The organism is Rhodoferax sp. RT5P35 (genome assembly GCF_056521385.1).
On sequence record NZ_JBWMAX010000288.1, the window covers coordinates 1 to 1,120 of the forward strand.

1 protein-coding gene is annotated in these 1,120 nt (G+C 65.0%); it reads left to right on the plus strand.

Annotated elements, in window-relative coordinates:
* Positions 1-235: 235 nt before the first annotated feature.
* Positions 236-1,120, plus strand: an 885-nt coding sequence (locus AC097L_RS25695) for a 1-deoxy-D-xylulose-5-phosphate synthase N-terminal domain-containing protein (RefSeq protein WP_479589529.1), incomplete at its 3' end; no start/stop codon positions are given.

The following is a 1,120-nucleotide window of genomic DNA, read 5'->3' on the forward strand; positions in this document are numbered from 1 at the left end:
ATGGCGGTTCGGGGCCGGCGGGTTTACGGAGGTAAGCATCCATTGTGATGCCGTGCAACCCGTGTTACCGGGCCGGTACACAGCGCCCAATGGCCGCCCCGTAAAATACCGGACTCACAAGAATCCTCACCCTGCATTTCCACTGGAGCAACCCCCGATGGCCGATACCCTCTTGAGCGCAACCACTCCCGACGTCGCAGCACCCGCGCAGGCCACGGGCAAACCGTCGGCGGCCATGGCCAACGCCATCCGCGCGCTCGCCATGGACGCGGTGCAAGCCGCCAACTCGGGCCACCCCGGTGCGCCCATGGGCATGGCCGACATGGCCGTGGCTTTGTGGGACCAGCACCTGCAGCACAACCCCAAGAACCCCAACTGGATGAACCGCGACCGCTTTATCCTGTCCAACGGCCACGGCTCCATGCTGCTATACGCGCTGCTGCACCTCACCGGCTACAAGCTGCCCATGGCCGAGCTGAAGAACTTTCGCCAGCTGCACAGCAAGACCGCGGGCCACCCCGAGTACGGCATCACCCCCGGCGTTGAGACGACCACCGGCCCACTGGGCCAGGGCATCACCAATGCCGTGGGCTTTGCGCTGGCCGAGAAGTTGCTGGCCCAAGAGTTCAACCGCGAAGGCCATGCCATCGTCGACCACCACACCTACGCCTTCATGGGCGACGGTTGCCTGATGGAAGGCATCAGCCACGAAGCCGCGGCCCTGGCCGGTGCCTGGAAGCTGAACAAGCTGGTCGCCCTGTACGATGACAACGGTATCTCCATCGACGGCCAGGTCGCCCCCTGGTTCATCGACAACAGCGCCCTGCGCTTTGTGGCGTACGGCTGGAACGTGATCGGCCCGATCGACGGCCACGATGCGGCTGCCGTGTCGGAAGCCATCACCCACGCTAAGGCCCAGGCCGAAAAGCCCACGCTCATCATCTGCAAGACCCACATCGGCAAAGGCAGCCCGAACCGCGCCAACACCTCCAAGGCCCACGGCGAACCTCTGGGTGCCGAAGAAATCAAGCTGACCCGCGAAGCCCTGAACTGGCCCTACGCGCCGTTCACCATCCCCAAAGACATCGCTGCCGCCTGGGATGCCAAGGCCGCCGGAGCC